This is a genomic window from Dehalobacter sp. TeCB1 (genome assembly GCF_001707455.1).
In the GTDB taxonomy this organism is placed as follows: Bacteria; Bacillota; Desulfitobacteriia; order Desulfitobacteriales; family Syntrophobotulaceae; genus Dehalobacter; species Dehalobacter restrictus.
This window is the reverse complement of sequence record NZ_MCHF01000025.1, coordinates 1-24,772: the sequence shown is the minus strand read 5'-3', so window position 1 is coordinate 24,772 and position 24,772 is coordinate 1. Positions and strand designations below refer to the sequence as shown.

General features: G+C 44.1%; 27 protein-coding genes. 18 read left to right on the top strand and 9 right to left on the bottom strand.

Annotated features, from left to right (window positions below):
* Positions 1-69 precede the first annotated feature (69 nt).
* The 6 genes from A7D23_RS07240 to A7D23_RS07215 all read left to right on the top strand — a co-directional run bounded on the left by A7D23_RS07240 (position 70) and on the right by A7D23_RS07215 (position 5,905).
* Positions 70-873, top strand: a complete 804-nt coding sequence (locus A7D23_RS07240; protein WP_019226212.1) for a methyltetrahydrofolate cobalamin methyltransferase — start codon at positions 70-72, stop codon at positions 871-873.
* 50 nt (positions 874-923) lie between these two features.
* The gene (locus tag A7D23_RS07235) at positions 924-1,553 is read left to right on the top strand and encodes a corrinoid protein (protein ID WP_019226211.1); all 630 of its coding nucleotides are present in this window, start codon (positions 924-926) and stop codon (positions 1,551-1,553) included.
* Positions 1,554-1,646: 93 nt separating this feature from the next.
* Positions 1,647-2,612, top strand: coding sequence for a uroporphyrinogen decarboxylase family protein (locus A7D23_RS07230; RefSeq protein ID WP_019226210.1), 966 nt, complete (start codon positions 1,647-1,649; stop codon positions 2,610-2,612).
* Between the two features lie 211 nt (positions 2,613-2,823).
* Positions 2,824-4,116, top strand: coding sequence for a PocR ligand-binding domain-containing protein (locus A7D23_RS07225; protein ID WP_019226209.1), 1,293 nt, complete (start codon positions 2,824-2,826; stop codon positions 4,114-4,116).
* A 9-nt stretch (positions 4,117-4,125) separates the two neighbouring features.
* Positions 4,126-4,785 carry a cobalamin-dependent protein gene (locus A7D23_RS07220; RefSeq protein WP_019226208.1) on the top strand — a complete coding sequence of 220 codons (660 nt, stop codon included), beginning with the start codon at positions 4,126-4,128 and terminating at the stop codon, positions 4,783-4,785.
* A 289-nt stretch (positions 4,786-5,074) separates the two neighbouring features.
* The gene (locus tag A7D23_RS07215; RefSeq protein WP_019226207.1) at positions 5,075-5,905 is read left to right on the top strand and encodes a hypothetical protein; all 831 of its coding nucleotides are present in this window, start codon (positions 5,075-5,077) and stop codon (positions 5,903-5,905) included.
* Positions 5,906-6,705: 800 nt separating this feature from the next.
* Here A7D23_RS07215 and A7D23_RS07210 read toward each other — a convergent pair.
* The 4 genes from A7D23_RS07210 to A7D23_RS07195 all read right to left on the bottom strand — a co-directional run bounded on the left by A7D23_RS07210 (position 6,706) and on the right by A7D23_RS07195 (position 9,923).
* Positions 6,706-7,875 carry an ArsA family ATPase gene (locus A7D23_RS07210; RefSeq protein ID WP_019226204.1) on the bottom strand — a complete coding sequence of 390 codons (1,170 nt, stop codon included), beginning with the start codon at positions 7,873-7,875 and terminating at the stop codon, positions 6,706-6,708.
* A 12-nt stretch (positions 7,876-7,887) separates the two neighbouring features.
* Positions 7,888-8,118, bottom strand: a complete 231-nt coding sequence (locus A7D23_RS07205; RefSeq protein WP_019226203.1) for a hypothetical protein — start codon at positions 8,116-8,118, stop codon at positions 7,888-7,890.
* 13 nt (positions 8,119-8,131) lie between these two features.
* Entirely contained in the window at positions 8,132-9,301 is a 1,170-nt protein-coding gene (locus A7D23_RS07200; protein ID WP_019226202.1) for an ArsA family ATPase, read from the bottom strand.
* A 151-nt stretch (positions 9,302-9,452) separates the two neighbouring features.
* On the bottom strand, positions 9,453-9,923 hold the full coding sequence (locus A7D23_RS07195) for a MarR family transcriptional regulator (protein WP_141690648.1): 471 nt from the start codon (positions 9,921-9,923) through the stop codon (positions 9,453-9,455).
* A 317-nt stretch (positions 9,924-10,240) separates the two neighbouring features.
* Between A7D23_RS07195 and A7D23_RS07190 the strand changes: the two genes are divergently transcribed.
* On the top strand, positions 10,241-10,927 hold the full coding sequence (locus A7D23_RS07190) for a DNA alkylation repair protein (RefSeq protein ID WP_026071878.1): 687 nt from the start codon (positions 10,241-10,243) through the stop codon (positions 10,925-10,927).
* Positions 10,928-10,969: 42 nt separating this feature from the next.
* On the opposite strand, the gene A7D23_RS07185 is transcribed toward A7D23_RS07190, so the two are convergent.
* From A7D23_RS07185 to A7D23_RS07175, 3 genes are all read right to left on the bottom strand, one after another.
* The gene (locus tag A7D23_RS07185; protein ID WP_019226200.1) at positions 10,970-11,491 is read right to left on the bottom strand and encodes a metal-dependent hydrolase; all 522 of its coding nucleotides are present in this window, start codon (positions 11,489-11,491) and stop codon (positions 10,970-10,972) included.
* Between the two features lie 272 nt (positions 11,492-11,763).
* Positions 11,764-12,096 carry a hypothetical protein gene (locus A7D23_RS07180; RefSeq protein ID WP_015044439.1) on the bottom strand — a complete coding sequence of 111 codons (333 nt, stop codon included), beginning with the start codon at positions 12,094-12,096 and terminating at the stop codon, positions 11,764-11,766.
* A 15-nt stretch (positions 12,097-12,111) separates the two neighbouring features.
* Positions 12,112-13,476, bottom strand: coding sequence for an aldehyde dehydrogenase (locus A7D23_RS07175; protein ID WP_015044438.1), 1,365 nt, complete (start codon positions 13,474-13,476; stop codon positions 12,112-12,114).
* A 148-nt stretch (positions 13,477-13,624) separates the two neighbouring features.
* Here A7D23_RS07175 and A7D23_RS07170 point away from each other — a divergent pair, with 148 nt between their 5' ends.
* Together A7D23_RS07170 and A7D23_RS07165 are read left to right on the top strand one after the other, a co-directional pair.
* Complete coding sequence (locus A7D23_RS07170; protein WP_015044437.1) at positions 13,625-14,359, top strand: type II toxin-antitoxin system prevent-host-death family antitoxin; 735 nt, start codon at positions 13,625-13,627, stop codon at positions 14,357-14,359.
* Between the two features lie 38 nt (positions 14,360-14,397).
* A complete protein-coding gene (locus A7D23_RS07165; RefSeq protein WP_015045375.1) occupies positions 14,398-14,592 on the top strand; it encodes a YwbE family protein in 195 nt (64 codons plus the stop codon).
* 6 nt (positions 14,593-14,598) lie between these two features.
* Here A7D23_RS07165 and A7D23_RS07160 read toward each other — a convergent pair whose 3' ends face one another.
* Positions 14,599-15,519, bottom strand: a complete 921-nt coding sequence (locus A7D23_RS07160; protein WP_015044436.1) for an RluA family pseudouridine synthase — start codon at positions 15,517-15,519, stop codon at positions 14,599-14,601.
* A 304-nt stretch (positions 15,520-15,823) separates the two neighbouring features.
* Between A7D23_RS07160 and A7D23_RS07155 the strand changes: the two genes are divergently transcribed.
* The 3 genes from A7D23_RS07155 to A7D23_RS07145 all read left to right on the top strand — a co-directional run bounded on the left by A7D23_RS07155 (position 15,824) and on the right by A7D23_RS07145 (position 19,488).
* Positions 15,824-16,843, top strand: coding sequence for a YafY family protein (locus A7D23_RS07155; RefSeq protein ID WP_015044435.1), 1,020 nt, complete (start codon positions 15,824-15,826; stop codon positions 16,841-16,843).
* A gap of 100 nt (positions 16,844-16,943) precedes the next feature.
* Entirely contained in the window at positions 16,944-17,405 is a 462-nt protein-coding gene (locus tag A7D23_RS07150; protein WP_015044433.1) for a GyrI-like domain-containing protein, read from the top strand.
* Positions 17,406-17,616: 211 nt separating this feature from the next.
* On the top strand, positions 17,617-19,488 hold the full coding sequence (locus A7D23_RS07145; RefSeq protein ID WP_015044432.1) for a cell wall-binding repeat-containing protein: 1,872 nt from the start codon (positions 17,617-17,619) through the stop codon (positions 19,486-19,488).
* Positions 19,489-19,490: 2 nt separating this feature from the next.
* Here A7D23_RS07145 and A7D23_RS07140 read toward each other — a convergent pair whose 3' ends face one another.
* Positions 19,491-20,609: an aldo/keto reductase gene (locus A7D23_RS07140; RefSeq protein WP_015044431.1), complete on the bottom strand. Its 1,119-nt coding sequence runs from the start codon at positions 20,607-20,609 to the stop codon at positions 19,491-19,493.
* A gap of 159 nt (positions 20,610-20,768) precedes the next feature.
* Here A7D23_RS07140 and A7D23_RS07135 point away from each other — a divergent pair, with 159 nt between their 5' ends.
* The 6 genes from A7D23_RS07135 to A7D23_RS07110 all read left to right on the top strand — a co-directional run bounded on the left by A7D23_RS07135 (position 20,769) and on the right by A7D23_RS07110 (position 24,590).
* Positions 20,769-21,068, top strand: a complete 300-nt coding sequence (locus tag A7D23_RS07135; RefSeq protein WP_015044430.1) for a hypothetical protein — start codon at positions 20,769-20,771, stop codon at positions 21,066-21,068.
* Between the two features lie 86 nt (positions 21,069-21,154).
* Complete coding sequence (locus A7D23_RS07130; protein WP_015045374.1) at positions 21,155-21,946, top strand: MerR family transcriptional regulator; 792 nt, start codon at positions 21,155-21,157, stop codon at positions 21,944-21,946.
* Positions 21,947-22,224: 278 nt separating this feature from the next.
* The gene (gene sppA, locus A7D23_RS07125) at positions 22,225-23,205 is read left to right on the top strand and encodes a signal peptide peptidase SppA (RefSeq protein ID WP_015044428.1); all 981 of its coding nucleotides are present in this window, start codon (positions 22,225-22,227) and stop codon (positions 23,203-23,205) included.
* Between the two features lie 17 nt (positions 23,206-23,222).
* Positions 23,223-23,777, top strand: coding sequence for an RDD family protein (locus tag A7D23_RS07120; protein ID WP_015044427.1), 555 nt, complete (start codon positions 23,223-23,225; stop codon positions 23,775-23,777).
* On the top strand, positions 23,767-24,225 hold the full coding sequence (locus A7D23_RS07115; protein WP_019226942.1) for a pentapeptide repeat-containing protein: 459 nt from the start codon (positions 23,767-23,769) through the stop codon (positions 24,223-24,225). Before A7D23_RS07120 ends, A7D23_RS07115 begins: the two co-directional genes overlap by 11 nt.
* Complete coding sequence (locus A7D23_RS07110) at positions 24,222-24,590, top strand: YccF domain-containing protein (protein WP_019226941.1); 369 nt, start codon at positions 24,222-24,224, stop codon at positions 24,588-24,590. Before A7D23_RS07115 ends, A7D23_RS07110 begins: the two co-directional genes overlap by 4 nt.
* Positions 24,591-24,772: the final 182 nt, after the last annotated feature.

Below are 24,772 nucleotides of genomic sequence, written 5' to 3'. Positions count from 1 at the left end.
AGAAGGCGTTCAATAGTATAAGAAGTATTATAAGAAGTATTATAACAAGTAGATAGGAGATTCTTAAGCATGATTATTATTGGTGAAAAAATTAATGGTGCAATTCCTTCTGTAGCAAGAGCAATCGCTGAAAAGGATGCAGGCTTTATTGACAATCTAGCTAAAACTCAGGCTGATGCAGGAGCAAACTTCATTGATGTATGTGCATCAGTGGAAGATAGCCTTGAACTCGAAACAATGAAATGGCTTATCGACTTGGTTCAGGAAGTTACCGATACGCCGATAGCGATAGACAGTCCCCATGCCCATATCTGCGTTGAAGCCATGAAGTTCTGCAAAAAGCCAGGGATTATCAATTCAGTCTCCGGCGAAGGGAACAAGATCGAACTCGTGTTTCCTGTCATCGCGGATACGAAATGGGAATGCGTGGCCCTCTTGTGCGATGACACCGGAATTCCTAAGACAGCCGAAAAAAGGATGGAAGTGTTTAGGAAGATCATGGAAAAAGCCAAAGCACACAATATTGCTCCATCACGCTTGCACATCGATCCGTTGGTAGAAATGCTCTGTACGTCTGAAGATGGTATTAATATGGTGGTTGACGTTATTAAAGACATTAAAGCTCAGTATCCAGCTATCCATGTAACCGGGGGTTTAAGCAATATTTCCTTTAATCTTCCGGCTAGAAGACTGGTGAATCAGGCATTTATCGTACTGGCGATGAACGCGGGAATGGATAGTGGGATTATCGCTCCAACTAACCAAGATTTAATGGGGATGATCTATGCAACAGAAGCACTCTTAGGGAAAGACGACTACTGCATGGAATACATTGGTGCATATCGAGAAGAATTATTTGGTCAAAAAAAATAATTTTAAATAACTCTCTCGAAATTAAATCAACTAAAGAGGAGGACGTAGAAATGCCTAAGATGGAAGAATTAAAAGCAAAGGTTGAGGCAGGAAAAGCGAAACTTGTTCCAGGGTTAGTACAAGAAGCGTTAGACGCGGGAAATGATGCTCAAAGTATACTCAAGGCGATGATAGAATCCATGGGAGTTGTGGGAGACAAATTTTCTTCAGGAGAAGTATTTATTCCTGAAATGTTGATGGCTGCTAAAGGGATGGCGAAGGGTGTCGAGGTGCTAAAACCGCTTCTAGCTGGAGGAAGCTCCACTTCCTTAGGTACCTGCATTATTGGTACGGTTGAAGGGGATCTTCATGACATCGGCAAAAATCTGGTAGCTATGATGATTGAAAGCGCTGGATTTGAAGTAGTCGACCTTGGTGTAGACGTACCGATCGCTAAATTTATTGAGGCTATCAAAGAAACTAAAAACGTTACCTTAGTGGCCTTGTCAGGACTTCTAACAACCACCATGCCCGCATTGAAAGCTACTGTTGAAGCAATCAAAGCTAGCGGAATGACTGGTTTCAAGATCATTGTCGGTGGAGCACCTGTTACACCAGAATTCGCGGCTTCAATCGGTTCCGATGCTTATGCTCCTGATGCAGGCGGTGCTGCTGTAAAGGCGAAGGAGTTAGTTTCCTAAGATAAATGATCAGGATAACCTTGTATCCACAAAGATTTAGAGATTATAAGGATTTTATAAACTCTAAACTTATTAATGAAAGGATGGGTTCAAATGAATCAGAGAGAAAATTTTCAAGTAATGTTGGATGGAGGAAAGCCTGAGTTTATTCCATTGTACATGGAGTTATATAAAGTGTGTTTATTAGGAGCAAATCAAATTGATCAACCTTGGAACGGAGGACTTGATCCCTTTGGCGTCAATTGGATAGCAACCAAAGAAGGTGTGATTCCAGAACCGAATAAATTTTTGTTTGATGATATTGCTGATTGGAAAAAATATGTTCATTTCCCCAATATAGACACATTAGGCATTGAAGGGGTCGCTCAATTTGAATTGGCTGGCTGCAATCGTGACGAGCAGATTGTCAATGTTTTTAGTACTACTGGTTTGTTTGAAAGACTGGCAGCTTTCATGGGATTTGAAAATGCCCTCTGTTCGTTAATTGAAGATCCGGAGTCATGTCAGGAATTTTTTGAAGCCATGGCTGATTACAAGATTGCATGTCACAACCGCTTTATTGAAGTATATCAGCCGGGTATCATCACCTATTTTGATGATCTGGCCACAGCCAATGGGCTGTTTATGTCGCCAGCTGTGTATCGATCATTAATCAAACCTTCACATAAGCGAATCATCGAAGCGGTGACATCCCGAGGTGTCATCTTTGCACAACATACCTGCGGACGATGTGAAGAAATTATTGAAGATTATGTGGAAATGGGTGTAAAAATATGGAATGCTGCACAGATCAGCAATGATCTCGAAGGAATTATGGATAAATATAAAGGCCGCCTTATTGTAGAAGGGGGTTGGGATTCATCCGGACCGGTGAGCTATCTTGGTGCTTCTACTGAGGACGTCATTGCCGAAGCTTTAAGATGTGCTAAGCAATATGGGCCGAAAGGTAATTACATTCTAGTACCGGTACTTATGAATGAAAAAGGCAATTCTGTAATGGTAGGTGATGATCGCCTGGGGCCAATGATTGAAGCATGGCATAAGGTAAATAAACTATAGGCGTTGACTGATATATATTTGAACAAAACAAAACATGGTAAAAACGGTAACCTCCTGGATGATGGAAAAAACATTATGCAGGAGGTTTTTAGAATATATAAGACATTGTCCACTAGGAGTTCTATAATTGTTTATCCTTCATATTTAATTCTGAAAATTGATGATATAATAATACCTGAAGGTAAGATATTTGTTTTTATAGGCGGTCAGAATGAAAGATCAAACAAGTCAAAACAGAATCATTGACTTTGTGGATATCGGAACCTTGAAAGAAATATTGGACTCATTTACAACGACCACCAGTTTGATGGCCGATATTGTTGATGTTGAGGGCATATCTATTTTCCCAAGAAGCGGTATTAAAAAATGCTGTAGATTCTGCCGTATTATATATGGACTGAAAGATGGAAACAATAGGTGCCAGAGTGCCTATAAAAGGGCAGGGAAACAGGCAGCCATGTTTGGTGAACCATACATTTTCCGCTGTCCGTCAGGTCTGATTGAATGGGCGGCACCGATCATACTGAACGGAGAGCATGTGGGAACGATTATCTGTGGTCAAGTGCTGATGTGGAAGCCGGAAGAGTTCTTTTGGATTGAACTCAGAGAAATGAACAAGTCGCTTACCACAGACTTTCAGGATCTATTTGAAGCGGTGCGCGAACTTCCAATTATATCTGGTCATCAGGTTCAGGCGGCAGCTTATCTGCTCTATGTGGTTGCCAATTATATCACGAAAGCTGGGTGGGAGAATTATGAACAGATTAAGGAATTCGCCAGCCAGCAGTCAATGTATTATGCTGAAATTGAAAACAGAAAAATCCTGGAAAAACAGCTCGGCAGCAGTTCAGGCGGTTCGCTGGTTGACGAAAACGAAATAATGATAGAGTTGTACAAAAACGAAAAATCAGCAAAAGCCTATCTTCAGACTGTCATATTTGGGCTGAGGTATGAATCACACAACAATTTATCTGTGGTACGTGCCAAAATGACCGAATTGTTGGTAATTCTGTTACGGGTTACAAACCAGATGGGCTTGGAAATGTCACAGTTTCTGGATATCAATAACAACTATATCGGTAAGATTTATGAAACAAATTCTGTTGAAAACCTCTGTGTTCTTGCTTCAATAGCTGTGGACGCGTACTTAGAACGCATCAAGGAAACACAAAATAAACCCTTAAACGCAAATATAAAAATGATGATCGAATATATTGAAAATGAATATATGAAAAATCTTTCATTGAAAGCTATCTCAGATTCGGTTTGCCTGAGCCCTGGTTACGCCAGTAGAATGTTTAAAGACCATATGGGCATGTCAATTAATGATTATGTGTTAAAGGTACGCATCCAAAAAGCGAAAAAACTTCTTTTGAATCCCCACTATCAAATTCAGACTATTGCTGAAAATGTCGGTTTTTCGGACTCTGGTTATTTTACCAAGGTGTTCAAAACATCTGAAGGGATTACGCCAACTCAATTCCGAAAATACCATAAAAGATAGGGATGAAAAATGGAAAAAGTACTTGTTGAACTTCAGGAAGCCATTGAAAAAGGCCAGACCCAGATGGCGATGGATAAGACAAAAGAAGCTCTCAATAACGGGCTTCGAACAGATAAGATTATTGACACTGCCATCAACCCGGCGTTTAAAGATCTTGGATTAAGAATGTTTAATGGGGAAATTTATGTGACAGATGTGCTGATGTCCTCCAGAGCGGCACATGCGTCGATGTATGTAATGGAACCGATAATATCACGACACAGTGGTTCGAAAAAGGGGATTGTGGCAATTGGCACAGTTGCAGGAGATTTACATGATATCGGAAAGTCCTTAATCGTTATGGTGCTTCAGGGCAGCGGGTACACGGTTATTGACTTGGGCATTGATGTCACGGTGAAATCATTTATCGAGGCTGTCCGAAGGTATAAACCGGACGTTCTGGCGTTGTCTTCGCTTTTGACTACAACGCTGCCGGAATTAGGCTATATCATTAACGCATTAACCGAACAGGGGCTGCGTTCACAGGTTAAAGTCATCGTCGGTGGTGCACCGGTAACGGTTAAATATGCAGCTAGTATAAAAGCGGATGCCTATGCAGCTAATTTATTTGAAGCGAGCGAAGCGGTCGATGATTTAGTCAACAACCGAATCGGAAGATTCCTTGTATAGCAATTTTAATAGCCGCTTTAAGGGCGGTCGGCATTGAGAGTAAGGAAATAAACCGCTACTCCCTTGACTGATATGCTCCCTTCGTAGTAGACAGTTAAAATAATAAAACTGTTTCTATGAAGGGAGCATATCACCTTGACAGGGGCGGTTTATTTCCTTTTAAAGGATGGGAGGCGTCTGCTCAGCACTGCCGGTATCCTTTCTGACAATCACTTTTTCATAATAGCCTCCGTATCTGTGGTATAATTTTATTATAATACAAATAAATGGAAGAGTCAGAGGAAAAGCCATGTCGATGCGCGATAAGTTCTACGATCAATTCAAACCGGTCCACCGCGTCATTGGGATAGTATTGATCCCCATCATCCTGGATCTGGCGAACTATCTGCTCTATGAGAAAATTTTCCGGACAGAATACCTGCCTGCTCATAAGCTGCTAAACCTGAAGATCGGGCTTGTATCGGCGCCGCCGAGTGTGCGGTCTATCCTTGAGGACTTTCCGTCGCCTCTCTTTCAGGCTAACAATGGCAGCGTGTCCGGAATCGTAAACCAGTTGACCCTGTTTAATATCTTGCTGCTTCTCAGTGCGACGCTGATCCTTAGTTTCCTTCACAGCGGCTATTTGGGTGTATTGGCCGAGTCCGGACGCAGGCCCATGGGCTGGAAGGACTTCTTTGTGCTTGGCAATCAGTTCTGGTTGCGGTTTTTAGTCTTACAAGTCCTGGGCCTTTGGCCGCTGATCCTGATGCTGATTAACCCCGAACTGGTTTTTCTGGGGTTGATTAACGTCGTGTTTGTTTACGTCCAGTATGCGATTGTCGTCGATGAAGGGTCGATCAAAGAAAATTTTCAACGAGGAATTGGTTTTCTTCTGCAAAATTTGAAGCTGACCCTGATCATGGCCATCTACTTCGGCCTGATCTTCTCTTTTCTGGGAATTTTCATTCATGTCCTTGCGGGTCTGGGAAGGACAGGAATCATCATCGCCATTGTTTTGATCGCTTACCTGGGAGCGGTGGCCAATAAAACCGTGCTGGAAATCTACCGGGAGAAAAGCCAGGGGGAGCAAATGAATCCGGAAATTGAGAATATGGGCGGTCTTGATAGCGATGATCTTTGAGCAACGTTCTAGACTTCAAAAATTTTACAATTAATATGTATTTTATATCGGATTTGTTATATACTATAAGAAAAGAGGAACCATGCTCTATACATGATTCCTCACAACAGCCGCTTTGAGGGCGGTCGGCATTAGTAAACGGAATAGACCGTTATCATTTGCAGGTTGGCGGTCTATTTCCTTTTATGAAATGATAGTATCAAAACGACCAAAGTCGCAAATGAAACCATCAACATCAAAGCTTGAAATACTTCCATGGGCATCACCTCCTTTCCGGAGGGAATGCCGACCGCCCTGCACGCCATCTGTTGCAGGGCTATCATAACATATATTTACAAAATATTCCATATATTTAGAGCGTATAAAAAACAAGTGAATGATTTTTTAATCAAAGCGATGCAGGAGAGAATGTAGTTTTTTTCGATAACCTTCTATTTTGGGACAACCAATAGGATGTCTACATAAGATAGTATTGGGAGACGAAAACAGAATGTAGGAGATGATTATATGTATCTTTCCGGTCTAGCGTTTCTCCCTTTTCTGGCCAAATATATTATACGAAAACCTGTAGTCGCGCCGATTAATAATACGGTGGGGATAGTATCGCCCATATTAGCAGGAACGCGTCATTGGCCGCCAAGCCATAGGCCGCCTGCTTATCATCATCCGCCATGTCATCCACCTGTAAGACGGAGGCGTGGTTGCTGCTGCTAGATTTTTTAAAGAAACCCGAGGGAGAATTCCCTCGGGTGTTTTAATACATCGATATGCTTGTTGACATATCCAGTGGTGGGAAGTGATCAAGCATGATGATGATTAAACCGGATCTGCAATTTCCCCTCATCAAGCTTGGCGGAAGTAATCTGTTTATTTAATAAATGCGGTGGCAGCATCATGCACCGCTTTTCATTTTTTATGGTGATTTGAATCTCGCCGCCGGCCTGAGAAAGCGCCATTTCCGATTTGTCGGCAAAGGGCAGGTGGAAAATCAGGACATCCTGATCGTTATCCCGGAAGGTCTCCATTAGCCGTGTCCGGCATAAAACGGCCTCCGGATTCATTTTACCGTAGAGATCCCCGATCTGGGCCAGTACGGGAACCGATTTGAGTTCGTGTTTCAGCAGATTCAGGTAAAAGACGGGAAGATCAGCAAAGCTTTCCCTGATTTCGTTCAAGCCTTCATTTTGAAGTTCGACCCAGCGGTTGAAATAGCCGGATAGCGCTTCCTGCGGAAATACTTTATTGACGATGATGCCGTCTACCTGGTAATCAAACAGGCTCAGCCAAGTGAAGCTGCGTTTTGTTTCCTTGATGACGATTTTTTCAGGCGTCGTCACGAGGCGCACGGTGAGGACTTCTTTGTTGAGCATCAGGGCCTGAAGACGTTCGAGCTTAGCCATCAGCTTCGTCAGGTCTTCAAAGACATTATCTTTGGGCATCGGCACCTTAAGGACTTTTTCGACGACCGGTCCGGCAATCTTGACGGCCTGACGCTTCATGGGAAGAATTTTGCTGACGATTTCCCCGAGCATTTCCGGGTATTTCAGCAGGTTCAGCGTTTCACCCGTTGGGGCACAATCGACGATGATCACGTCATACTTTTTCTTTTCGTAATAATCCAACACCGTAAATAAGGAGAACAGCTCTTCAAGGCCGGGAAAAATGAGGAGTTCTTCCGCTTCAATCCCGCCCTCGGCCCGTGACAGGATCATTTGCTTGATATAGGATTTTAAGCTTCCCCAAGCTTTTTCGCTTTCCTTGACGACGTCGATTTCCAGGGCATCCAGGTTGGGGATGACTGCGGTTGGTTCACTGCCAAGCTTCATGGCGAGTGAATCAGACAAGCTGTGGGCTTGATCGGTGCTCATTAGGAGTACGCGGTGGCCTTCATTGGCCAGCCTAATGGCGGTTGCAGCGGCGACACAGGTCTTGCCGACACCGCCTTTTCCGGTATATAAAATGATACGCATGCTGTTTTCCTCCTAATTGATGGTTACCGAGTGAACGTTGCTGTGAGTTTCAGGTTGGTCTGTGTTTTTTGAGGTTTCGGAGCCGTCCATCAGGTATTCCAGCAGCAAATCTTTAACTTCTTTTTCAATGACGGACAGATGGTGTCTGACGTTCTCAGGCATCAAGGTTTCCAAGGCTTCCTTTTGCAGCCGTTTCGCTTCGAGCATTTTTTGGATGAATTCCGGATTAATGGCGGTATTCATGATATGACCTCCTTTATTTTGGTTCGAACCGTACAGTGAGCTTGCCATCGGTTAACTTGGCGGAGTTGACCAGGTAGTGGCGAAGGGTTGCGGGTTTTGGAATGCTGCGTTTGAAGTTCCCGATTTTCAAAATCAGATCGGTTGCGGACTCGTTGAAACGGATGTCGCCTTTTTCCACAAATGGCAGATCCAGGACTAAGGCATAGCCTGTTTCTGTCTTTTCATAATGCTCACCCGCTGATGGCGGCTGCAGCTCAAACAGAGGACTGCTCTCAGCAAGGATTTCCGCCAGGCGTCCGATGCCGCCGACACCGTTTAAATCGCTGTCAAACCAGGGGATGCGGCGGATAGTCCTGCCGGTAAATAAACTTTCAAGTTCCTCGGTGTATCGCGTCTGGATGGCGATCCATTCATCAAAAAACGGATTATTCAGATCCTGCGGTAAGATCCGGTTGATGAAAAGACAGTCCACATTGAAGCCGTAAAGATTCAAATACATGAAGTTGCGCTTCGTTTCTTCCACAACCATCTTTTCAGGTATGGTGACTAGGCGGATGGCCGTTGTTGCGGGATCTTTCAGAAGGGTCTGAAATTCAAGGAGTGTTACGTAGAGTCTCTCGATATCCGTCATGGCCTGCCGGTCAGGCAGCTGTACTTTGAAGACTGTTTTGGATATCGGGGAAAGGATCCTTAGCGCTGCCTTGCCGATCGGGAACATTTTCTCCATGTACCAGGACAGCAGTTCGGGAAACTTAAGCAGCGCCAGTGTTTCGCCTGTGGGCGCGCAGTCGACGATGATGCGGTCATAATGGCCGCTTTGATGAAGCGATAAGATTTTAAGCAAGGAAAACAGTTCATCCATACCCGGAAAAACAGCAATCTGTTCCAATTGTTCACTGGCCATGCCGCTGGAAGCAACCAGGCGGAGGAAGGCTTGTTTCATATCCTTGAAGTCGTTTTCCATAACGTCATGCGGATTGATCTCCAGCAAATGAAGGCCGTTATCCAGGGCCGTGATCTCACTGCCGAGTGTCAATTCAAATAAGTCGCCCAGATTATGGGCCATGTCGGTGCTGACAAGAAGCGTTTTCCGGCCATCACCCACGGAAAGCATGGCATGGGCTGCAGCGACACTTGTTTTACCGACGCCGCCTTTGCCTGTAAAGATCAAAATCGTACCCATCTCAAAAACTCCTTTCTTAGATTCGACAGACGAATAGTTCCATGATGGAAGTATTCGTTCTAAAGCAGACTGCCCGTCCGGCAGCCTGAGTCACAATCGTTAATCGTAATCAATCACTCATTGATCATTCAGTTGATGTTCACTTGAAGACTCACTCGATGATGATTTTTCGTATCGTCTGCGCGGGACTGTTCATCGCTTGGAACTGCTCCTTTTGCATAACAGAGATGACTTTCTCGATGATCGTGAAGATCAGGGCTGTTTCCTCGGAGGTCAGCTCGGAAAGAACCTTTTGTCCGTATTGCCTGAAGGTCGTAAGAATCTGTCGGATCTGATTCCTGCCGGACGCACTGAGACGAATGGTTACGACACGCTTGTCATCTTCATTCCGCTCGCGGCTGAGCAATGTTTGCTTCTCCATGCGGGAGATAATGCCGGTTGCCGTGTTTAGTGGAACACGCAGATACTGGGCGACCTGCGACATGGTGACATCCTCTTGGCGATATAAAAGCAGGAGGACGAGTAATTCATTTTTGGTGACGTTCAGCAGAATATTCGCCCATAACTCATTGGAGATCAGCGGTCTGATCCGGTCGATGAACTGAAATAGGGTATCTTCCATTAAGAGTTTTTCAGCATCCAAACTTAGTTCCTCCTTCGAAGTAATTTAATTCTACTCCGGAACTAAATGGACGTCAAGAGGAAAATTGTCGTTCAAAAATCTTACAATTAGTATGTGATTTAACTTAGGTATGGTATATACTATAAGCAAAGAGGAACCATGCTGATACCTGATTCCTCGTAACAGCCGCTTTTGGGCGGTCTATTTCTTTTTAGTGAAGGATATTGTTGATTAGGAGAATCCTATGGAAACAAATGATGCACTTACTCGGTTAATAAATCCCAGAATAACATTCTGTTGATGAAAGGGATAACGATATGAGCAGCAAAGAAGAGATACTGCGCCGGCTATTCGAGCTGCAGGATCTGAAATACAAAGAGTTTGCGTGCAAACTTATGCCGACGGTGAACCCGGAAAACGTGATCGGCGTCCGCACGCCGGATCTGCGGAAGCTCGCCAGGGAGTTTTCCAAAACGCCGGAGGCTTCGGAGTTCCTCAAAATCCTGCCGCATGCGTATTATGAAGAAAATAACCTGCACGGTTTCCTGATTGAAACGATCAGGGATTATGATACTGCTGTTGCCGCCGTTGACGAGTTTCTGCCGTACATAGACAACTGGGCAACCTGTGACCTCATTTCACCGAAGATATTCAAAAAGCACCTGCCCGAACTCTACGAAAAAATCAAAGTATGGCTGGTATCCGGCCGGACTTATACGGTGCGGTTTGGGATCGGAATGCTGATGCGCTTCTATCTCGATGACGATTTCCAGCCGGAGATGCTTGAGCTTGTGGCGGTTATCCGGTCAGACGAATACTATGTCAACATGATGATCGCCTGGTATTTCGCAACGGCATTGGCCAAGCAGTACGAAGCGGTCTTGCCGTACATACAGGAACAGCGTTTGGAGAAGTGGACGCACAACAAAGCTATCCAGAAAGCGATTGAGAGTTACCGGATCGGCGACGAAGCAAAGGCGTACCTGCGGACGCTTAAAACGTAAGTCTCTATGTATCCATGTGCCGGGCGGCCGAGTCACTGCTCTTTATAGTACGCCATTTTGGAGGAAAGCCTTAGCCCTATGGTGTACAATCAATTTTCGGATGAAATACAGGATGATGATAAACCCCGTAATCTCCGGCACATAAGATGCCGGATCGGTCATTAGGCTGGTCAAATCTGCTTGAAGCCATGACCCTTCTGTTGACGCATAAAATTTCATGCCGTAAAGCGGCCAATAAAATGTCTCCGGAATCATCCACATGGCGTCAAATATGTCATGGAAAAGACAGCTTCCGGTCAACACCAACCAACCACTTTTTTGATATCTATGCCAACGATAGTATCCAATCCCCAATAAGAGAAAGATAAACAATAACGTGTGTGCAAATACTCTACCGGTATGGAAGGTTTCGGCAAACAAAAAACGGCCGATAGGTTTATCAATCAAGTCGGGCAAAATGGACCCGACAAAGACTACTCTGTAATCAATTTTGATGTTTCCTAAGGATTTTTCGACTGCTTTTGCAGCTAATCCTGTCAATCCTAAATGTCCGAAGAAAATCATATCTTGCTCCCAGATTGCAAATCACAGTTTATCGCTGGTATGGTCAGCGGTGAGGCTTCTTATTGTCGGTTACATCCTAATCGCCCGATATATTGTACCACGAAATAAAGGATCATTACCAAAATGGTATGTGTTACGGGCGCGACGCCCTGCAAAAAATGCTGAACGATAACCCGGGAAAAAAGAAAATGAGTGCTCAAAGGGATCAGTATTGAGGTGAATGGTAAAGGAAAGGGCAAGAATAATCATGTTGTCAGCAGGGTGTCTATCCGCTACTGAAGAGCTTTTTCCTTGTTGCTATGGTGTTCTTCTATCCTCTGCTTTAGCTCTTCAACCGTTATGCCTTTTTTTTCAGCTATTTCCTTAAGTTTCGCTTCATCCATTTTTCCGTGGCCTTTGCAGCATTTTCCCTCCGCCATCCGCTTTTTCAGTTCTTCGACCGTAATACCTTTTTTCTGGGCGATCTCCTTGAGCTTTGCCTCTAATCGAACTTTAGCTTCTTCCTTAGAAATTCCCTTTTCTTGCGATATTTTGTCGATCATTTTGTCATAGCAGGACGGGGATTGTACGTTCGGGCTATTCTGCTCCGTAGCAGCAATTGCCATGAAAGAATAATACCTCTACTTCAAAAAACGCTTGATTAGTTTGAACTTTTCATCTGTATAAGGGTGATATCTCATGGACAGATCAAGCCAAGTGGACTTTTTGACAATGCTGCGATAATGCGTGAAAGTATCAAAGCTGAGTTTGCCATGATATTGACCCATGCCGGAATATCCCACACCGCCGAAGCCCATGTGCGGTGTGGCTAGATGGATGATCGTATCGTTGATACAGCCGCCGCCAAAGGAACAGGTTTCCAGGATTTTATCCTCCATCGCTTTGCTTGAGGTGAACAAATAGAGCGCCAGAGGCTTGGGATGGCTCCGGATATATTCAATAACCGTTTCGATATCTGTATAGGTCATCACGGGTAAAATGGGACCGAAGATTTCTTCCTGCATGATGGGAGATTCGGGTCCAACGTCGATCAATACGGTTGGTTCAATAAAACGCCTTGGCTCGACATATCCGCCGCCTATGGCCTTGGTTGCGCCGTCCATCAGCCCGACAAGGCGCTTAAAATGCTTTTCATTTACAATCACCGGCATGTCGGACATATCTGCCGAAGGGAAAAAATTTTTTAGGGCATTGGCGTATTCGGTTAGAAAGCAATCCCTGACGGACTCATGGATCATCAGATAATCTGGTTCGACACAGGTTTGCCCGGCATTAAGCACTTTGCCGAAGGCGATACGCTTTGCTGCCAGATGCAAATTGGCTGTCTCGGTCACAATAACAGGGCTTTTTCCTCCCAGCTCCAGCGTCACAGGTGTGAGGTTTTTGGATGCGGCCTCCATGACGGTTTTCCCTACGGCCACGCTTCCGGTGAAAAAGATGTAGTCGAATTTTTCATCCAGCAGCGCCTGATTTTCATTTCTGCCGCCCTCGATGACTGTGATATACTCAGGGTCAAAAATATCGGAAATTATTTTAGCTAAAATGCGGCTGGTATTGGGAGTATAAGCGGAAGGCTTGAGGACCGCACAGTTCCCGCCGGATATTGCACCGATTAACGGTTCAAGGCAAAGATGTATCGGGTAATTCCACGGTGCTATAATCAGCACTACGCCATAAGGCTCTGGTGATAGGAAGCTTTTGGCGTGGAACTGGGAGAGGGGCGTTCTGACCTTGCGTTCTCTTGACCATCCGGGCAGATGACGAATATGGAATCTGATTTCATCCAATACAATACCGATTTCCGTCATATAGGTTTCGAAGGGTGGCTTATTGAAGTCCTGCATCATTGCAGTACATAAACCATCCTCATTTTCGCGCAAGGCACGTTGCAATTTTCGGAGTGCCGAGATTCTGAATTCTACAGGGCGAGTCTTGCCGCTGAAAAAATAGCGGTGTTGGTTTTCGGTGATTTCATGTATTTCCATTGAACTACTCCTTTCTCGGAAGAAAGCGAGATCATTCTCGCTTTATAAAAATGTGAGAGAAGAACATTAGCTAATAATAAGTTGACATAGTAGCTAATATTTTTTATAATTATACCTAAATTAGTAAATTCAGGATGAAGGTGATCCTATGCGTATTAATACCACAGATATGCAAAATGCTTTTGGAAAATATCTTTCTCTGGTAGAGAAGGAAGATATTATTATTACAAAGAACGGCAAGAGTGTTGCCAAACTCATCCGCTATAACGAACCGGACTATTTTCTTGTCCATGAAGAGGCAAAAAAATATCAACCTACCAAAAAGGTAAGCTATGAAGAATACATGGAGCTGGTGGAGTCCTCTGATCAAAGGTATGAACTGATCGACGGTGAGATCTATCTGTTAGCGTCGCCATCATTCACCCATCAGGTAGTCGTTAACGAAATTTCAGGTTGTTTTTATAACTATTTTAAGGGAAAACCTTGCCGTTCCTTAACCGCACCCTTGGATGTCCGGCTATTTGGTTATGCGACGAAGTTCGAAGAAGATCCGAATGTGGTTCAGCCGGATGTCGTCGTGATCTGTGATGAAGACAAGGTGAATGAGAAGAACAAGTATGAAGGTATACCGACACTGGCGGTCGAAGTCTTGTCGCCATCTACCAAAGCCAAAGATCTGGTAGCAAAATTAAATCTCTATATGAAAAGTGGCGTTTTAGAATACTGGGTTGTAAACCTGGAAAACAAAAGTATTCTTCAATATTCTTTTTCTGAAGAAAGAGACATCAATTACCCGCAAAGCTACCAACAGGGTGATACGATCCAATCGACTGTCTTTCCAGGTTTGGAGATACTGTTACCTGATATATTTTCTGAGATTTAGCTGCCGGAAAAATTAGTAATAAGTAGGTGTTTATATTAATGGATGGAAATAACCGTGCAAATATTAAGCCCGGTACACATGTTTTAATCGTACAAAAACAAGATCAGCGAACAGAAAAATTGACCGAAGGAATCGTTAAAGATATTCTAACCAATTCATCGAATCATCCTCATGGAATTAAAGTCCGGCTAAGTAATGGCATTGTAGGTCGAGTAAAGCAAATCATTCCTTAGGATCACTTATTTTATTTTTTTATGAAAGAGACTCAAGAACCCTTTAGGAATCGGACTTTCAAAATGCATGATTTCATTGGTTACCGGATGCTTGAAAGCCAGGATGTGAGCATGAAGTCCTAACCGGTTGATGCTGCTCTTTACTCCTCCATATTTTATATCCCCGATAACACTGTGCCCGATGTCCTGCATATGAATACGTATTTGATTTTTGCGGCCGGTCTCCAGTTTTACCTCTAATAAAGAATAGGAATTGTTTTTTTCCAATACCTTGTAATGGGTCACGGCTTTTTGCCCACCATTGGGAGTCTTGCTGGAGTACATTCGAAGCGCTTTATTTTCTGTTAACCAAGAGGTAATGATCCCTTGATCGTCGGTTAGGGGACCATGAACAACCACGGCATAACTTCTTTCCAGAACAACTTCCTTCCAGGCGTTTTGGAGCTTTTCCTTTATCTCTTCGCTTTTGGCAAACATCATGACCCCGGAGGTTTCTTTATCCAGCCGATGTACAATAAAAACCCGACTCTGATTATCTCTTTTTTTGATATGTGTACTTAAAACGTTATAAGCTGTTAATTCCTTTTCTCTGTCGGTCGCGATCGAAAGCATTCCGGCAGGTTTTTCTATGATGATAAGATATTCATCTTCAAAGAAAATCTTTAGCCCCAGGGGCTTGAGCTCTCTTCTTTCTTGATAGACTTTGCTCCGATTAATGATAACCTTTTGACCTGCAACCAACGGATAGTTAAACAAAGTTGTTACCTCGCCGTCTACAGAAATCTGGCGATGGGCGAGAAGTGACTTGATAGAGTTTCTCCCTTTTTGTGGCAACTGAGCGATAAGGAATTTTAACAATTCATTTTCTTTATCAACGATAAGGGAAGTTTGTTTCTCAGGACGATGTTTGGAATTTGCTTTTTTCATCTGTTAACCCCTTCATGATCATATTATTTTGAGTAAGCGAGGATATTTCCAAAAGATAATTGCCATTATGTATAAAAAAACTCTGGTATTTAGTATTAGCTATTATTGAATAAATAGCAATAGGCGAGATCTCCTATCAGCCACTTGGCCTCCTATATATTTAGATTATTAAGATTTGTCAGGATGAAAAAACATTTAATTTTAACCTCAAAATTCTTGCATTTAATCTTGTTGTGGTATAAAATACCAATAGAACATATGTTCTAAGAGAGGCAAAAAGCCGGAGGTATACATCAGGTAGTAGATGACGGCCTATCAAACCTCTGACAGGCAGCTCTTTTTTCGTCCGGTTATTTTTATTGAGGGTTATAGCGCCGACAAAAATCTGACATGGAAAGACGGTGAAACGATGAAGATCAACCGGCTTTTGGAAATGATTATTCTTTTATTGAATAAAGGGACCATCACTGCCGGTGAACTCTCCGACCGGTTCCAGGTATCTGTGCGGACGATTTACCGGGATGTTGATATTCTATCCACGTCCGGAGTTCCGGTGGTGATGACCAGAGGCAACGGCGGGGGAATATCGCTGCTGGAGGAGTATTCTCTGAGCAAGGTCATGATCAGTGAGCAGGAGAGGGACGGTTTGCTGCTTGCTTTGCAGACCCTGCAAGCTACCAGATATCCGCAAAGTGAGGATATCCTGACAAAACTTGGAGCAGTGTTTAAGGAGCCCTCCCGCAAAGATCGGATCGAGATCGATTTCTCATATTGGAGCAGCACGCCCAATGAAAAGAATAAATTCAACGATATTAAAGAAGCGATTTGGCAGCACAGGGTAATTTCCTTTGATTACGTAAATTCCAATGGCCTAAAAAGCAGCCGTTCGGCTGAGCCGGAGAGGCTGCTGTACAAAGGCCATACCTGGTATTTAATTGCTTACTGCCGTAAGCGGGAAGAGCACCGCATTTTTCGTCTGACCAGAGTTAAAAACGTTACGGTCTTGGAAGAAACATTTACCCCGAGGCTTTGTCCGGAATGGGAAGAAGAGGCAAGCGGCCTACCGGATTCTGTCCATCTTAAACTAAAGTTTCAGCCTAGGATCTTAAACCGGATTTACGATGATTTTGCCGAAGAACTCATTACGAAAAATGAGGACGGCACTTTGGTCGTCGAGGTGGACTTTCCGGAAGATGAGTGGGTCTATGGCTATATCCTTTCTTTTGGCAGCTATGTTGAAGTATTGGAGCCTGTACATATCCGGCGTATCGTGACCGAACGGTTAAAACAGGCTCTAGAAAAATACGAAGCTCCTCAAATATGACATCCTATTGTCAATACATTCCAGTAAGATAGAGGTAGTGAAAACTTAGAGATAGTGAAAACTTAATGGAACAAAAATATTTGAAAGGGAGAAAAGTGTCATGTTTCAAATTGAACTTTCGGAGCGTAAAGCTCAACCTGCTCTGATGGTCAGGACGAAAACGGCCGTGGCCGAACTGCCGAAAGTGATTGGCGAAAGCTATGGGAAGATCATGGGGTATCTGAATGAACTGGGTGTCCAGCCGGTCGATGCTCCATATACCGCCTACTACAACCTGGATATGGAGAACTTGGATGTAGAAATGGGGTTCCCCGTTGCTAAGCTTTTCCCGGATAAGGAGGACATTCATCCTCGGGAGATTCCAGCCGGCAAATTTGTCAGCTGCATTTACAAAGGACCCTATAGCGGGATGCAGCAGCCTTATAACGAAATGTTCCGCTGGATCGAAGAAAATGGCTGCAAACCGGCAGGCGAGTATTACGAATATTACTATAATGCCCCCAGCGATGTTCCGGAGAGTGAACTTCTGACCAAAATTGTAATGCCGGTTATTCAAAAATAAAATCCTGGATTTGTAAAACCTCCTTACAATTTTTTGTTTGGAGGTTTTACATCTATTTCTAAAAGAGGAAAACATATCAACTAGTGGTGAAAGGAACGAATATAGTACAATTCTCTTATGGAAACATCATGATTTGGCAAGAAATAAAACAAAAGAGGAAAGCAGATTGTACATAAAATTATTACGGTATCTTCGGTTCGGTGGATTGCTTATGCTTTGTTTTCTTTTTTTCACCGGATGGATGACAAGCGCAGCGAATGCAGATACGACTCAAATCGATCGAATCTATGGTTCAGACCGTTATGCCACAGCGGCAGCCATTTCTCAGAAAGGATGGGAATCGTCGGAGTATGCTGTCTTGGCCCGCGGCGATGACTTTGCAGACGCTCTCTGCGCGGGACCACTGGCGGCGAAGTATCATGCTCCGATCCTACTGACTGAGTCTCAATCCCTGAATGCTGATGCACGGAGTGAGATTCAACGGCTTGGTGTCAAGCGCGTATTTATTACAGGCGGGACTTCGAGCATCTCTGCGGAGATTGAGACAACGTTGCGTGAAGCCGGTGTGATCGAGATTGTTCGTCTCGCCGGTAAAGACCGTTATGAGACCTCGGTAAAGATTGCCGAAGCGTTAAACAGCAATAAGATGATTCTGGCGACAGGGAAGAATTATCCGGATGCACTCTCCATTGCGGTGGTGGCAGCTCAAGCGGAAATACCGATCTTACTCGCCGGTAAAGACAGGCTGCCGCAAAGCGTTAAGGAATATGTGCAAAGACAGACCACTCAGCAAGCCTATATTGTTGGAGGTACAGGCGTAATCAGCGAGGGGGTAGCCCAACAAGTGCCGGGAGCTTTCCGGTTAGCTGGTTCTGACCGTTATGCCACCAATGTAGCAGTTTTAGAGCACTTTTCCGGCCAATTGGACCTTTCCCGCTTGTTTGTCGCGGTGGGTGAGGGGCCCAAAGGAACAGAGTTCGCCGATGCTTTAACCGGTGCTGTACTGGCGGCTAAGTCATCATCCCCGCTTATTCTCGTGCGTGACACCCTGCCGGAGGTTACGCAAAAATATCTCAAAGGGAAGATCACACCTTTTACGGTTGTGACGGGACTTGGAGGAGAGAATGCAGTTAGATCTTCGGTACTGCAGCGGATCATTAATTTAGCCAATACCAACGATGGCAAACTTTCAGTATCTCCGGCGAGTACAATCGCGGGAGCCACCAAGAATATTTACCTGGTCTATCTTCCTGGGGAGAACATGAACAACGGAACCGTGGAGTTCTTCCTTCCGGATAGGTACTTGGCAATAGCCGGACAGGATAAAATCACGATAAACGGAACCATGAATTCATTGACCTCTGAACAGATTTCCGATGCTGGACGAAGGGTCAAGATATCGGGACTGAACGTTACGACCGGTCAAAAAATAATCCTGACACTCAATGACAAAAGCGTTCAGGACGTTGGCAACTACAGTTTTAAGGTGATCGCGGATGCAGATGGCTCAGGGATTCTCAGACCAAGCTCAGGAAGTCTTACGGAGTCAAGGACGCTTCCGGTTCGTTTCCCGAGTCTTAAAGTGGGGATACAGCTGCTCTCTTACAACCGGCCGACTACGCCTTTATCCCCAAAAGGATTTGTCATTCATTCCACAGCGGATCCTGGGGCCACCGCGCAGAAAATAGTTCAATATTTTAATTACCCCAACCGTTATTCCTCTACCCATTATGTTGCGGATTGGACTGAAACCGTGCAAATGATTCAGGAAGACGAGATGGCCTGGCATGCTGCTCAAACAGCCAACCAAAGGTACCTTTCCGTAGAAATGTGTGAACCGGAAGGGAATCAGCCCGAGCAATTTAAAAAAGTCTGGGATCAGACCGTTCTTTTGGTTGCAGATGCTTGTATCCGATATGGTTGGGACCCCCAAGAAGATATCTTCAGTCATATGGATATCTCTTATGCCTATCGGGAAACAGATCATATTGATCCAATCCCGTTCCTTAAAAAATATAACAAGACCTGGCAGGATTTATTGAAGGCAATTCAAGCGAAGATGGTTGAACTGCAAACGAATTAATCCTATTCCGAGAGAGCTGCAGCATCCTTTAACGTGTCAATAATATGGATTTGCTGAGGACAGACGTCTTCACAGTTGCTGCAGGCAATACACGCGGAAGGCTTTGTGCTGCCCAGCATCAAGGCAATTTGATAAGTCCTTTTGGCACCTTGTAAATCACCGAAGATCATATTCCGGTTCAAGGCATCTAAAAAAACCGGTATGTGAATTTGCTGCGGGCATCCTTTAACGCAATACGCACACGAGGTACAAGGAATAGAGGGAATCGCACGGAGAGCCTCCCGTGCCCGTACGATCACGGCCGTTTCTTCCGGACTCAAAGGCCGGAAATCCTCCATATAGAAAAGATTGTCTTTCATCTGCTGGGTGGTAGACATCCCGCTTAGCACAGTGATGACCTTGTCCAAAGAAGCGGCAAAGCGAATGGCCCAAGATGCCAAAGAGGCCTTAGGATCGGCTTCTTCAAATATTTTCCGGACACTGTCGGCTGGGTTGGCCAGTACGCCGCCCTTGACAGGCTCCATGACAATGATCGGTTTGTTATGCTTAAGTGCCACTTCATAGCATTGGCGCGACTGGACGGATTCGCTCTCCCAATCGGCATAGTTGATCTGGAGTTGAACAAATTCTGTCTCCGGGTGTTCAGTCAGGATGCGATCGAGTAAATCAGCCTTGTCATGGTAGGAAAAACCAATATGACGGGCAAGTCCCTTCTCTTTCAGCTCCAGCATATAATCCCAGATACCGAAGTCGTCAAAGACCTTCTTGCGGCTTTCACTCACATTATGCATCAGATAGTAATCAAAATATCCGGCTCCTGTGCGCCTAAGCGAGGTATGGAGCATCTCTTTGGCCTCTGCGGCAGTGGCAGCCGCCCAGGCCGGAAGCTTAGTAGCAAGCTGAAAGCTTTCGCGGGGATAGCGGTCAACAAGGGCTGTTTTTATGGCCTCTTCCGATTTCCCGTTGATGTAGCCGTACGCCGTATCAAAGTAAGTGAAACCCTTGGTCATGAACAGATCAACCATTTCTTTGGTCTGCTCAAGGTCAATTTCTTTTTCGATCATCGGAAGCCTCATCAGTCCAAAACCGAGCTTCCGTATATTTTTGCCTAAATAGTCCATGATTTATCTCCTGCCATCGTTTAGTGTGATATCATTTCTCAATGGATTAAGTCTGAAATTAATTGTAGTTGGCTGCAAACAGGCTGTCAAATTTACCTTTTAAAAAGGCAGCAACAAATGTAAAATGGTGAATATGAACAATCGTAAGGAGGCCTATATATGAAAAAGAAATATATTATCTTCATGATTATGGCAATCTTAATTTCATTCACATTGACAGGATGTATACCGGGAGATGGTACGTATACATCTGAAAGACCGGCAGGGTTTTTATGGGGCGTTTGGCATGGGTGGATTGCGCCGATTTCACTGATTGTCGGGTTATTTAAGGACAATATCAGAATCTATGAGACTATAAATACAGGCTGGTGGTATGATTTTGGCTTTTATATTGCTGTAATCAGTGGCTTCGGTGGGGCGTCCTTATCCCGAAAGAAAAAGAAAGAGAAAAAGGAGTAATAGCTGGAAAGAACCAGCAATTTCTTAATTTCTCTTGACTTTCCCCCGTAGTGGAGGGTTTATACTGCTTGCAGGGAGGTGAGGTCGTGTATAAAATCAGTGAGTTCTCCAAGATCACCAATATAACAGTTAAGGCCTTGCGGTATTATGATGACCAAGATATTTTGAAACCGTCTTACCGTGCGGAAAATTCCTATCGCTATTATGATAACCATGATTTTAGCCGGGCAAGGCTGATTGTTTTATTGCGTGATCTAAGTTTTTCTATTTCAGAAATTAAGGACATCCTAGCCCATTGTGAAAGTCCGGATGATCTATCCTACTATTTAGCTGAAAAACAAGATATGCTCGCGGAACAGATTAGGAAAGAGAAAGAGCTGATTAAAAAGATGAACCTCTACCTTGAACCCAAAGAAATGGAGGCAGGGAGTATGAACTACAACATTGAAACGAAAGAATTTGAGGAAATGACAGTCGCCGCAATCCGGTATAAAGGCAGGTACAGTGACGTCGGGAAGTACATTGGGATCATTTATAAAGAAGCAAGAGGAAAGACTTTCGGAGAACCATTTTGCTGCTATTACGATGAGGATTTCAAAGAAGAAGCGGATATCGAGCTTTGCGTTCCGGTCAAAGGACCGGTGGCCGGACCGAATATATGCTGCAAAAAGTTACCGAAGATCAAAGCAATCTGCACAACGCATGTCGGCAGTTATGAAAATTTGAGTTTCGCCTATAAAGCTGTGCTAGATTATGCCAGCGAGCATAGCCTGGAGTATAAGCTGCCTTCCAGGGAGATTTATCATAAAGGTCCCGGGATGATTTTCAGGGGGAACCCCAATAAGTATGTTACGGAAATTGTCATGCCCATCGAATAGGAAGAGTAGAGATAGCTGAATTTACTTGTCAAAAACGTGATAGAGGAAGATCCGTAAACCTCCCGAGCAATTATCTCGGGAGGTTTATCGTCTAAAATATGGATTTTTTGAAGGAAAGTGCAGAAATTTAGCGAATTATTCTAAAAGTTTATATTAACAGAAAAGGAAATAGTTCCGTTTTTAAATACGAAAGGTTTTGCATAGAATAACATCTAGAGATACAAAATCATATCCAATCTTAATTTATGATCAATGTTGAAAAACAGTAGGAGGAGAGTATGAATAAAAAACGCTGGATTTCTATCGCGGTTATCGTTGTTTTGCTGGTGATATACGTACAGACAGATGTTATTTCCGGAGGAACAAACATGGGAAAATTGGAAAAATCCCTGTTGCCTTCGGAGCCCTCATTCACCACGGGGACTTATCAGGAAGGAACCGGTAAAACGATTGCTCTGATCAACGTCAACGGAACCATTCAGTCGGGGACTGATTCATTGTCATCCACCGATACCTATAATCACCAGATATTTTTACAGGAAATCGAAGATGCCTTTACCAATCCTGAGATTCAGGCGGTTGTCCTGGCAGTTGATTCGCCCGGCGGCGGTGTGTATGAAAGTGATGAGATTTATCAGAAATTAATCAGTTTAAAAGAAAGATACCCCAAACCTTTGGTTGTTTCCATGGGTACATTGGCAGCCTCAGGTGGTTACTTTATTTCGATGCCTGCGGATGAAATTTTGGCGACTCGGGATACGCTGACCGGATCCATCGGCGTCATTATGAGCACGTATAATTACAGTGAGCTGGCAAAAAAATTGGGTGTTGAGGAAATTGTTTTCAAAAGCGGTAAAAACAAAGACATCATGAATCCGATGCGTGAAGCGACGGAGGAAGAAAAGCAGATCATGCAGGGAATCATTGATGAGTATTATGGCTATTTTGTCGATGCAGTGGCTAAAGGAAGAAAAATGGACCGTCAGGCTGTCATCAAAGTTGCGGATGGAAGGGTTTATACAGCGACGCAGGCCAAATCGCTGGGCCTCATTGATCAGATCGGCGATCTGGATGGAGCGATTGCCGAAGCAGCAAAAATGATTAACGAAAGTGATCCCACCGTTATCCAATATCAAAATGAAACGCTGTTTAATTTGAATCGGCTCTTCTCCATGGTGTCGCCCCAACTTGATTTCTTGGGGATCAAACAGAATTTGCAGGACAGCGCGGCCCCTACCGTGATGTACCTGTATCGCTAAAGGAGCGTGATTCAGCCATGGATATTGATAATATGACAAACAGCGGTGATCAGACAGTGGAAAGTTCAAATACAGTGGAAAGTGTCAATGTTGTAGATTTAAGAATCGTTGGTTTTTGGACCCGATTCTGGGCCTTTATCATTGATCTGGCAGTCATTGCGATGAGCAGTCAGATATTTTTCCGGGTCATATGGCCGGCAGGTCTTGAAACGACAACCATCAAATCATTTTTTCTAATCAATGCACTCTTTCCAGGCATCTGGGGAAGTATATATTTCGTTTTGCTGACGATGTATTTCGGACAAACACTCGGGAAAATGATCATGGGAATAAAAGTTGTAAGCAAAGATGGCAGCCCGCTCAGTTGGTCTGCAGTCACCATGCGGGAAGTCGTCGGGAGAACACTGGCACAGCTGCTCGGCACCTATCTGGGTTATTTGATTTGCGCGTTTCATCCCCGGAAACAGGCCTTGACTGATATCATCGGCGATACCTATGTTGTTTATGCAGGGGATAAAAAGAGGGGCAAATGGGTTCAGATCCCGGTAGCACTGAGTGCCAATGCGGAATGATCAATTCTATGCGACCCGCCCAATATTTGATAACGAACTGGAACCTGCCACGTTGGCAAGAGAGAATATCACGGATGAAGCAATGTTTTCCTACGTGGAAGTAAGCGACTGCACGCTCGATCATGTTGAAGCGGATCGTATCACGTTTAAACAAGTCGTCTTCCAAAAAGTCATGTTTACTGAAGCAATCTTCCGGTATGCCGACCTGATGAATGTCCGGTTCCAGAATTGTGATTTATCCAATGCTGATTTTAGTGAAGCCCTCCTGCATCGGGTCGAATTTATTGACTGTAAGCTGATAGGGATTAACTTGAGTGAAGCCACGCTGCGGGATGTGACCTTTGAAAACTGCAATAGCCAATATGCTTTTTTCGGTTATGCGAATGGCAAGCAGAACGAAGACTATAGGCTTCGACATTCAATGCGGATTGGAGGAAAACAAAGATGAACTTCATCGGCAATCTGATTTGGTTGATATTCGGCGGCATTATCGGAGCAATTCTGTGGTTTGTGGCGGGCTTGGTTTTGTGTGTCACAATCGTCGGCATTCCTTTTGGCCTGCAGTGTTTTAAAATATCCTTGCTCGTTTTGTGGCCATTCGGCAAAGAAGTTATTCTCGGCGGCTTTGGGGTGGGGGGATTACTTTTAAATATTCTCTGGCTGGTTTTTCTGGGATGGGAGCTGGCCGTACATCATTTAATTATCGGCCTTATTTTCTGCATCACCATCGTCGGCATTCCGTTTGGACTCCAGCATCTTAAGTTTGCCCAGCTGGCTTTGATTCCCTTTGGGGCAAAAATTGTGGACAAATAAACCATTTCCATTAATATCCTGATTAATAACGCAGTAAAAAAGAACGCCATTTTAGGAGGCCACTGAAAAACACTTTGTTTTTCGCTTAAACCACACAACCAAAAAACCAGAAGATGAGATATATTGACTCATTCTCCTGGTTTTTCAATTCTTATATGTAATGGCTTAGTTTATCACTCTCT

Excerpts from the sequence above, each read along its gene's own strand:
- A7D23_RS07240 (WP_019226212.1), top strand. The coding sequence starts at position 70 with ATGATTATTATTGGTGAAAAAATTAATGGTGCAATTCCTTCTGTAGCA.
- A7D23_RS07235 (WP_019226211.1), top strand. The coding sequence starts at position 924 with ATGCCTAAGATGGAAGAATTAAAAGCAAAGGTTGAGGCAGGAAAAGCG.
- A7D23_RS07230 (WP_019226210.1), top strand. The coding sequence starts at position 1,647 with ATGAATCAGAGAGAAAATTTTCAAGTAATGTTGGATGGAGGAAAGCCT.
- A7D23_RS07225 (WP_019226209.1), top strand. The coding sequence starts at position 2,824 with ATGAAAGATCAAACAAGTCAAAACAGAATCATTGACTTTGTGGATATC.
- A7D23_RS07220 (WP_019226208.1), top strand. The coding sequence starts at position 4,126 with ATGGAAAAAGTACTTGTTGAACTTCAGGAAGCCATTGAAAAAGGCCAG.
- A7D23_RS07215 (WP_019226207.1), top strand. The coding sequence starts at position 5,075 with ATGTCGATGCGCGATAAGTTCTACGATCAATTCAAACCGGTCCACCGC.
- A7D23_RS07210 (WP_019226204.1), bottom strand. The coding sequence starts at position 7,875 with ATGCGTATCATTTTATATACCGGAAAAGGCGGTGTCGGCAAGACCTGT.
- A7D23_RS07205 (WP_019226203.1), bottom strand. The coding sequence starts at position 8,118 with ATGAATACCGCCATTAATCCGGAATTCATCCAAAAAATGCTCGAAGCG.
- A7D23_RS07200 (WP_019226202.1), bottom strand. The coding sequence starts at position 9,301 with ATGGGTACGATTTTGATCTTTACAGGCAAAGGCGGCGTCGGTAAAACA.
- A7D23_RS07195 (WP_141690648.1), bottom strand. The coding sequence starts at position 9,923 with ATGGAAGATACCCTATTTCAGTTCATCGACCGGATCAGACCGCTGATC.
- A7D23_RS07190 (WP_026071878.1), top strand. The coding sequence starts at position 10,241 with ATGAGCAGCAAAGAAGAGATACTGCGCCGGCTATTCGAGCTGCAGGAT.
- A7D23_RS07185 (WP_019226200.1), bottom strand. The coding sequence starts at position 11,491 with ATGATTTTCTTCGGACATTTAGGATTGACAGGATTAGCTGCAAAAGCA.
- A7D23_RS07180 (WP_015044439.1), bottom strand. The coding sequence starts at position 12,096 with ATGGCAATTGCTGCTACGGAGCAGAATAGCCCGAACGTACAATCCCCG.
- A7D23_RS07175 (WP_015044438.1), bottom strand. The coding sequence starts at position 13,476 with ATGGAAATACATGAAATCACCGAAAACCAACACCGCTATTTTTTCAGC.
- A7D23_RS07170 (WP_015044437.1), top strand. The coding sequence starts at position 13,625 with ATGCGTATTAATACCACAGATATGCAAAATGCTTTTGGAAAATATCTT.
- A7D23_RS07165 (WP_015045375.1), top strand. The coding sequence starts at position 14,398 with ATGGATGGAAATAACCGTGCAAATATTAAGCCCGGTACACATGTTTTA.
- A7D23_RS07160 (WP_015044436.1), bottom strand. The coding sequence starts at position 15,519 with ATGAAAAAAGCAAATTCCAAACATCGTCCTGAGAAACAAACTTCCCTT.
- A7D23_RS07155 (WP_015044435.1), top strand. The coding sequence starts at position 15,824 with ATGACGGCCTATCAAACCTCTGACAGGCAGCTCTTTTTTCGTCCGGTT.
- A7D23_RS07150 (WP_015044433.1), top strand. The coding sequence starts at position 16,944 with ATGTTTCAAATTGAACTTTCGGAGCGTAAAGCTCAACCTGCTCTGATG.
- A7D23_RS07145 (WP_015044432.1), top strand. The coding sequence starts at position 17,617 with ATGCTTTGTTTTCTTTTTTTCACCGGATGGATGACAAGCGCAGCGAAT.
- A7D23_RS07140 (WP_015044431.1), bottom strand. The coding sequence starts at position 20,609 with ATGGACTATTTAGGCAAAAATATACGGAAGCTCGGTTTTGGACTGATG.
- A7D23_RS07135 (WP_015044430.1), top strand. The coding sequence starts at position 20,769 with ATGAAAAAGAAATATATTATCTTCATGATTATGGCAATCTTAATTTCA.
- sppA (WP_015044428.1), top strand. The coding sequence starts at position 22,225 with ATGAATAAAAAACGCTGGATTTCTATCGCGGTTATCGTTGTTTTGCTG.
- A7D23_RS07120 (WP_015044427.1), top strand. The coding sequence starts at position 23,223 with ATGGATATTGATAATATGACAAACAGCGGTGATCAGACAGTGGAAAGT.
- A7D23_RS07115 (WP_019226942.1), top strand. The coding sequence starts at position 23,767 with ATGCGGAATGATCAATTCTATGCGACCCGCCCAATATTTGATAACGAA.
- A7D23_RS07110 (WP_019226941.1), top strand. The coding sequence starts at position 24,222 with ATGAACTTCATCGGCAATCTGATTTGGTTGATATTCGGCGGCATTATC.